Annotated in this window: 6 protein-coding genes; 4 read left to right on the forward strand and 2 right to left on the reverse strand. The window is 66.2% G+C overall.

The genetic code is table 11. The features are described from left to right. The first annotated feature begins 174 nt into the window (after positions 1-174). The 4 genes from ACIQUT_RS33760 to ACIQUT_RS33775 all read left to right on the forward strand — a co-directional run bounded on the left by ACIQUT_RS33760 (position 175) and on the right by ACIQUT_RS33775 (position 5,575). On the forward strand, positions 175-1,128 hold the full coding sequence (locus ACIQUT_RS33760) for a hypothetical protein (RefSeq protein WP_403568644.1): 954 nt from the start codon (positions 175-177) through the stop codon (positions 1,126-1,128). 943 nt (positions 1,129-2,071) lie between these two features. Then, positions 2,072-3,061 carry an NAD(+) synthase gene (gene nadE / locus ACIQUT_RS33765; RefSeq protein WP_403568646.1) on the forward strand — a complete coding sequence of 330 codons (990 nt, stop codon included), beginning with the start codon at positions 2,072-2,074 and terminating at the stop codon, positions 3,059-3,061. A gap of 11 nt (positions 3,062-3,072) precedes the next feature. Further along, positions 3,073-3,807: a 2OG-Fe(II) oxygenase gene (locus tag ACIQUT_RS33770; RefSeq protein WP_403568648.1), complete on the forward strand. Its 735-nt coding sequence runs from the start codon at positions 3,073-3,075 to the stop codon at positions 3,805-3,807. A 34-nt stretch (positions 3,808-3,841) separates the two neighbouring features. After that, a complete protein-coding gene (locus tag ACIQUT_RS33775) occupies positions 3,842-5,575 on the forward strand; it encodes a hypothetical protein (RefSeq protein ID WP_403568650.1) in 1,734 nt (577 codons plus the stop codon). Here ACIQUT_RS33775 and ACIQUT_RS33780 read toward each other — a convergent pair. Beyond that, complete coding sequence (locus ACIQUT_RS33780; RefSeq protein WP_403568652.1) at positions 5,570-6,388, reverse strand: Mu transposase domain-containing protein; 819 nt, start codon at positions 6,386-6,388, stop codon at positions 5,570-5,572. The two genes, ACIQUT_RS33775 and ACIQUT_RS33780, sit on opposite strands and share 6 nt — an antisense overlap. A gap of 64 nt (positions 6,389-6,452) precedes the next feature. Continuing rightward, positions 6,453-7,595, reverse strand: coding sequence for a chitinase (locus ACIQUT_RS33785; RefSeq protein WP_403568653.1), 1,143 nt, complete (start codon positions 7,593-7,595; stop codon positions 6,453-6,455). Positions 7,596-7,824: the final 229 nt, after the last annotated feature.

Below are 7,824 nucleotides of genomic sequence, written 5' to 3' on the forward strand. Positions count from 1 at the left end.
AGGCCGAGCGCGCCACAGATTCGCCCGGGCCGTGTCAGCAGATGCGGCCGACGTGGATGACCACGATGTCTCCCCCAAGGGCCGGATGCAGGGCCGCGGGGTAGGGGGACGCGCCAGCTGTCAGGGGCGGGGGCTAGGGTCGGCGGCGTACCACCACCAGCAGCAGGAGACCCCATGCCGTCAGGGCACACGCAGCAGGACACCGCCCAGGCCCGGCCGACCGGGCCCAGGCCGCTGGCACCGATCCCCTTCGACGTCGAGGCAGTCTTTCCCGAGCTGACCGGTACGGCCCGCGAGGTCACCCTCCTCTACCCCCGGGCAGGGCAGCCGGGCCCCGGCGACAGCTCCGTCGGCGGGCCGCTGCTGTGGCCGGCTGACGAGCCCTGGCCGATGTGCGCCGAACCGGACCACTACAAGCCGCTCGGCGCGCCCGTCGGGCCCGAGCCGGTCGCGATGGTCCCAGTGGTCCAGCTCTACGCCCGGGACGTGCCCGGCCTCGACTTCCCCGCCGGCACAGACCTGTTGCAGGTCCTGTGGTGCCCGCTCGTTCACGAGGACGGCCAGTACGCGGCCAACCCCAGCCTCCACTGGCGCAGCACGGCGTTGACGGCGGTCGACGCGGCTGCCGGGGAGCCTCCCCGCCCGCATACCGCGGAGGGGGACTACCTGCCTCGTCCGTGCACGGTGTCCCCCACTCCGGCTGTGGAGTACCCGAACTGGGATCTGCCGGAGGGGCTCAGCGAGCTGCTGGAGGAGCGGTTCGAGGCCCTGGAGGAAGAGCGGGGCTTCGACTACTTCGAGGTGGCCACCACGCAGCAAAGCAAGGTTGGTGGCTACCCGGGGTGGACTCAGGGGCCCGACTGGCCCGACTGCGCGGGCTGCAGCACCCGCATGGAGCACCTGCTCAGCGTCACCGCGACGGAACCGGGCATGGGCTGCTGGCTCCCCCTGGACGACCGCGACCCCCGCCAGGACCGTGCCGAGGTCCCGTCCTGGCGGGCTGAGGCGGACCCCGCCGCCTTTAACGCGTTCGGGCACGGCATGGGCCTGGGCGACCTCGGCGGGATGTACTTCTTCGTCTGCCGCATCTGCCCGGACACCCCGTACGCCCACCGCTACGACTGCTGAGCCCGGCCCGGTCTGCTCGTGCGGGCAGCGACACGCTGCACGAGCTCCACGATGGCCAGTTGGGGGGTTGGCGTGGATACAGCTCGGCGGGGGGAAGGCGTCGCTGACGGCCAAGCCGTCAGCGACGCGCAGCCAGCCCTGGGGCCACAGGTCGGGGCGCGGGGTCGGCTTCCGTCTCCGGCGTGCCGATGGAACCAACACCTCCCCTGGTAGATGTGTCGAATCGGTGTTCAACCATCCATCCGTTTCTACTTCCGAGTGGCATTCCCGGCGCCCCCGCGCTGGAATCGTTGCCGACACCCGCCGACATTTTTTCTTGCGTGAGCGATGACGTGTCTGTTCGGGGTCCGGCCGGTGGGGCCGTGCGCCCGTGCGACTTCTGTGGTCACCTCGTCGTGATCCACTCGATCGACGGCGGTCGGCGCGCCGAATGGTCCGGGATGCGGGGTTTCGCGGCGTCGGGCTTCAGGCCGTTCACGCCGCAGCCGCGCCGAGGCGGGGGTCGGAGGGACTGATGTCGGATCAGCATCCGCCCCCCGCCTCGGCCGAAGCGGCAGGTGACTCCGCGCCATCACCGTTTGCCTCGAGAGTTCACCGCGGTCTAATATCGTCACCATGACGATAACGACAGCGATCTCCGCTCTCTGCGCCCATCGGGCCACGGGTACCTCAACCCGTCGGCAAGCGGCCGGACATGACGTCGACCGTGGGCCCGGAGCCGTGCCGGCTCGTGGACCGGGACGCCCGCCGGAGACCGGCCAACCGGTGGCGAGCGATGGGGACCAAGTCCATGCCGTATCGTCATTCCGTTCAATGGGCTTGGCGCGCGAGGAGCGGGCATTGGAGACGCACGGCGCGCTTGGGGCGGTGTCGTTATCAGTCGCGTCGTGATCACGCGAACTCCCCCCCTCATCCCAAGAACGCATCCCGCTAGGAAAACTCTGTGCGCCACGTCAGTCCGCCCCCGCTCTCCGCTCTGCACCCCGCCCTCCTCGACTGCCTCTCTGAAATGCGTTCGGCCCGAGCGTTCGACGCAGCCGACTACGTCCGCGAGAAGTGCCGGGTCCTGAACGGGTACTTGCAGCACAACAGACTCGACTCCGTCGTCGTGGGCATATCCGGCGGTGTCGACTCGGCCGTCGTGCTGGCCATCGCGGAGGCTGCCCGTAAAATCCCCGGCTCGCCGCTCGTGAACGTCGTTCCGGTGATGGCGCCGATCTACGACACCTCCGCAGCGACAGGGCAATCCGACGGGGTGAACCGCAGCCGGGAGGTCTGTGATGCGTTGGGCCTGACCCCCCTGTTGGTCGACCTGACCGGGGCGCACTCGGCCCTCAAGAGCGCAGTGGACGCGGATCTGCCTCGGGCCGGCGCCGGTTGGGCCTCAGGACAGCTCGCCAGTTACATACGGACGCCGGCCTTCTACTACGCCGTCAGCACGCTCACCGAGCGCGGGCACGCCGCCATCGTGCTGGGGACCACGAACCGCGACGAGGGCGCCTACCTGGGCTTCTTCGGCAAGGCTTCCGACGCGATGGTCGACGTTCAGCCCATCAGTGACCTGCACAAAAGCGAGGTGTACGCGCTGGCTCGCCACCTGGAACTGCCTCGCTCCGTCATCGATGCCATTCCCACGGGTGACATGTACGACGGGCGCACGGACGAAGACGTCTTCGGAACCCCGTACGACTTTGTCGAGCTTTATCTCAACTGGCTCACACTCCCGTCCGACGAGAGGCAGATACGAAAGACGGGTTGGCCGGAATCAGCCCACCTTGAATTCCAGGAAATGGCAACCCGCCTGGAGTCTCTCCATTCCTTCAACGCACACAAGTACGCGGCCAGCAGTCCGGCCATACACCTCAATGTGTTGCCCTCTGCCGTCCCGGGCGGTTGGAGTCACGGCCACGGCACCGCCCGGGCGGAGGACTGAAAATGGCAGGAATGGCGGTCAATCCCTTTCGCCTTTCCCGGGACACGGAGCTGGGCATCTCGGCCGGCGGGTCATGGGCCCCGACCGTGTCAGAACTTCCGCACGTCGATGCCAAAGTGATCGGGAATTTTCTCACTTCGGCCGAAGTGGAGCTCCTCTCGGCTGAGCTCGCCGCCCAGCGCCTTGTTCCGACGGGACGGGACGGCATTCTGTCCCATTACTCCCCGGGCGATCCGGTCGGTTCTCTGCGCGCTACGGCCGACTCCGGCGCCCTGGCTGCAGAATTTTACCGACGACTCCAGTCGTGCCTGTCGCTGGAGGTGAAGCCCGATGATCCGACCGATTCGGAGGGGATGTCCTGGAAGCCGCTGTCCGTCAATCCGAGGATGCGATTCATCAGGTACGAGCGCGGCGGACTTCTCGTCCCGCACTACGATGCGCCCTACCGGGCCCCGGACGGAACACGAACCCTCCTGACGGTGGTCCTCTACTTGTCGTATGAGGCAGTGGGGGGAGAAACGCGGTTCATCGCCGACAAGCAGAACGACCTTGCTTTTGCACAGCGAGACTTTTCGGACTGGCAGCGGGCCGCGAAGCCCGAGGAGATACTGACTGCGCACCACCCCGTACCGGGCGATGCACTTCTCTTCTGGCATCGAACACTTCACGACTCGGCCCCCCTCCTCGAGGGCACGAAGACAATTCTCAGAACCGATGTGCTCTATAAGCCGACAGGCCCGGCTTAAAGCAAGAGGAAATCGCCGTCGCCAGGGGGACCACGTGGCACTCGCATCATCGATGGTCGTGTCCGCGGAGGAGGAGCACGCATGGCGTGACCCCTTCTACCGGGACGTGATCACGGAGTGGGGCGCATCAGCGCTGCAGAGCACCGGATATTTTGACGACGGGGCAACTCAGGAAGACCTTCAGGAAGCAAAACTTGAGCCGTTCTTCTGCACGCCGGTTCACAAACTGACCAGAAGTACGGGCCGAGCCAGGCCCCTCGTCCTGCTGGCCACCGGGGCGTTCTCTCCGATTCATCAGGGACATGTGGACATGTTGCTGAGCGCGCGCCGGGCGCTTGAATCGAATGGAGAGCACGTAGCAGGCGCCTACCTGTCTCCCAGTCACGATCGTTACGTATCGGTCAAGCTGTCCCATGAGGCGGTGCCGGCAGATGAACGCCTCGCGCTTGTCCATGACAGGATCTCGCAGCATGACTGGATCATGGCTTGCCCGTGGGAATCGAAGTGGGTGGCCAACCCCATAAATTTCACGACGGTCCTGCTCCGTCTCCAGAACCACCTGCGCCGGTCATGGGACGAAGAATGCGAAGTGGTGCTGGTCGTCGGGGCCGATAATTCAGAATTTGCCCGATGCTTCGTCAGGCACGGCCGCTGCGTGATCGTCGCGCGAGGAGGCTGCGAAAGTCAGCTCGCCCAAGTCTTGGAAGACCCCAAGATGGAATCTGCAATACACGAAAAAAGGGTGATCGCCGCCCCCGCTTTCCCCAGGTCGATTTTCATGTCTTCCACGAAGATCCGCGCCGCGGCAGCGGAAACCCCCGCAGCAGCAGAGAGTGCATCCGGTCGGTGCGGCGGCGCTGTCAGAACTCAAGCCGTTCGCCGATACGCCGTGCGGGACGATCTGGAGTGGGCTACAAGACGTTGGCGTGAGTCGGTGCCCAGAAGGGTCCTTGAGCCTGCCCTGGCCGAGTTCAAATACAGCGTCCTCAAAAGCATACAAGCCGGTCTGCTCGGTGCCGGAGGGCCGCGGGTCACGGTCGACCTCTTGAGCCATGAAAAGCAGAGGGAGGTGGCCCGCGAGCTCTGCGTCGGCAAGGTTGTCGTTTCTCTGGACACCTCGACTCCGGCAACCCATCGACTGGGCATATCACGAGTCTTTCACCCGTTCGATGTGCAGCTGCACTCGCATGGAATAGTCGCGCGCCCGGGATGGCCCAGTCCACAGGAGCAAGTGGGGGCGATTGCGGCCAAGTCGGTCGTCCTCATGGACGACGACATTTGGACGGGCGCCACCATCGACTACGCCTCGGCGCTACTCGAAGGCGCCGGCATAGAGATATCGCGTACGGTTTCCCTGATGTCCGCAATCGAACCGGACAAACCTCGGCCGATGGACCTCATCGATCTGAGGGACCTCCTTGTAGGTGCCGACGACAGCGGTCTCGTGGTTCAGGACTCCGGCGGTCTCGTCACCCGGGCGCCTTACCTGCCGCCATTTGTGGATCTCGGCTCCAGAGCCTCCATCCCTCCGGCAGAGGTGCGAGGTCTTGCCTACCGGCTGTGGTCGGCGAACGCCACGTTCTTCGCCAGGACCGGGCTGCGCGTAGGCGATGCGTGCGCAGCCGTGCGCCAGTTCCTGCACTCGCTCGGGCATGCCGATGGAGAGCTTTTGTCGGAAGTGTGCGACAGATATCGACGGCGTATGTCGGAGCTTCCGTTCGCCGCCGGAGCCCATGTACACCAGATGCTGAGGAATCCCCTTTCATGACCGGTCGGATCGGTCCCGAGTGCACTCCCCGCCCGGCGGGAGCCGGCCGCATGACGCTCGGTCACCACACGGGACACGCCGCGAGTCGGCCGGCAGGCGGCGGGCGTGAAGGAAGACGACCTTCGCTCCGCCTGTCACCTCTTTCTCGACCGGCCCACCGGCCGGTTCCTCGTCTGGGCGGTCCTGACCGCTGGTGTCGTGTTCTTCCTCGGTGTCCTCGATGGCCTTGCGGAACTCGATGGCGACCAGGTCGGTGCTGACCGAGCCGATCCCCAGCACGGTGGTGATCCCGGCGACGACCGCGTGGGCAGACAGTTGACGGTGCAGCAGCAGGACCTCGATCAGCAGCCGGATCCCTTCCCCATCGCCGGCCTTCTGCTTCGCGGCCGCCCAGAGCGCTTCGTGGGTCTTGGTGAAGCCGCCCTCGGCCCTGGCCTGGGCCAGCGCCGAGGCTCCAACGAACGCGCCGGGCTTGACCAGCAGGATCTCCAGGTAGTGATCCTCCAGGATGTCGTGGAAGGTGTAACGGCGGGTCAGACGCGGGTGGCGGGCCGCCACGACGTGCCAGCCGCCGTAGATCCACAGCTCGTTCGCCTTGAGCTTCACCCGCACCTTCAGGCGGCCGATGAACTTTGCGGGCACCGAGTAGTAGCACTGGCCGACCGTGACCCGGCCGTTGCGATGAACCGCCGGCGTCAGGTCAATACCGCAGTCGGTAGCCGTCCGCCGGCAGTGGATGGAGCAGTGCCCGTTCCTGCTCGAAGTCGAAGCCGAAGCCGATCGAAGTCGGCCGTCCGTGGACGTGCCGGGCATCCTCGGCTGCGTCGATCACCGCCAGGCGCTCGTTCAGCTGCGGGAGCCCGGAGGATAGTGGAAATCAGGGGTTGGTTGCGGTGGGGAGGGCTTGCCTGACGGCGCAGTACCAGTTGGCGGGGCCGGTGGGGCAGTTGGTGGCGTTGACGTCGCGGGAGGGTGCGTATTCCCATCCTGCGGCGCCGGCGAATCCGGGGTACCTGTTGGCGAGGCTGCGCAGGGTGTTCTGGAGGGTCGGCATTTCGACGAAGCCGGAGCAGTTCAGGTTGGAGTTGGTGATGGCGGCCGCCACGACTTTGGACGCGGGGAACTGGTTCTGGATGATGGCGTCGTAGTCGCTGGTGTCGGCGAGGCTGCCGTTGTCGCAGTAGAACTGGGCGTTGTACCAGTTGATCTTGGATCCGACGTTGGCTTCGAGGGTGCGGTAGTCGACGTCGGGGAGCCGGCTGCCGGCGGCTGCCGTGAGGTCGCCTGGAACCGGGGCCAGGGTGATCAGGAAGTTGGGCCCGAAGTCGGTGCGCAGCTGGTTGATGAGTCTTTCTGCCGTGGCCTCGGTGAAGGTCTCTTCGATGTCGAGGTCGATGCCGTCCAGCTTGTAGGTCTTGAGAGCGTCGCGGATCGGTGGGTAGTACATGGCGAAGTCGGCGTCGAGGCGTGTGTACGTGCCGGGTGCGGCGCCGCCGAGGAGGGCGGTGACCTTGACTCCCTTGGCCTGCAGGGCGGCAACGTCGCGCCACATCGGGGCGTACTTGGCTGCGGAGGGGGCGTCGTCGTTGAGGGTGAGGATCGGGAACTGCGCGGGGTCGTTGAGGTGGAAAGCGGCCACCTCCACTACGTCTGCGTACCCGGCCAGGGGTGCCGGGGAGACGTACGGGGTGCCGTCGCCTGTGGTGGTACCGGTCTGGTAGAACGCCACCACGTGACGGGGCGCGGTCGTGATCGGGGTGGTGGGCGGCACGGTTCCCCGGGTGACGGTGTGGCCGGTACCGGTGGTGTGGTCGTTGCCGTCGATCAGGTCCCGTCCGGCGATCTTGTTGTTGTCGCCCTTGTTGAGGATCACGACCGTGCCGGAGTCGTCCGGGTCGTCCGCTGCGAGGGCGCCTGCAGAACCGATACCGAGGAGCATGAGCGCTGCCAGTCCGGCGGCGGCTCGTCGTCCGATGTGCTTCATCGAGAGCAGGACCTTTCGTGGGGGTGCCGTGGGCATTGGCGATTCTTCCGAGCCATGCGCAAGGCAGCCCGCGCCCACGCACGCGCTTGCTCAAACGTCCGCACACGATTCCCTGCATGGCCCAGTGAGCACATCCGTGACTGCCCTGCCGGCCGTGAAGCCTGCGGCGGCGGGGCCTCCCCCTGAGTGGTGGACACGCTGATACTGGATCTGCTTGATCCGGAGGAAGCGAGAAGACCGCCGATGGCGATGAGGGACTACTCGG

The sequence above is a fragment of the Streptomyces sp. NPDC090445 genome (assembly GCF_044769385.1).
GTDB lineage: Bacteria > Actinomycetota > Actinomycetes > Streptomycetales > Streptomycetaceae > Streptomyces.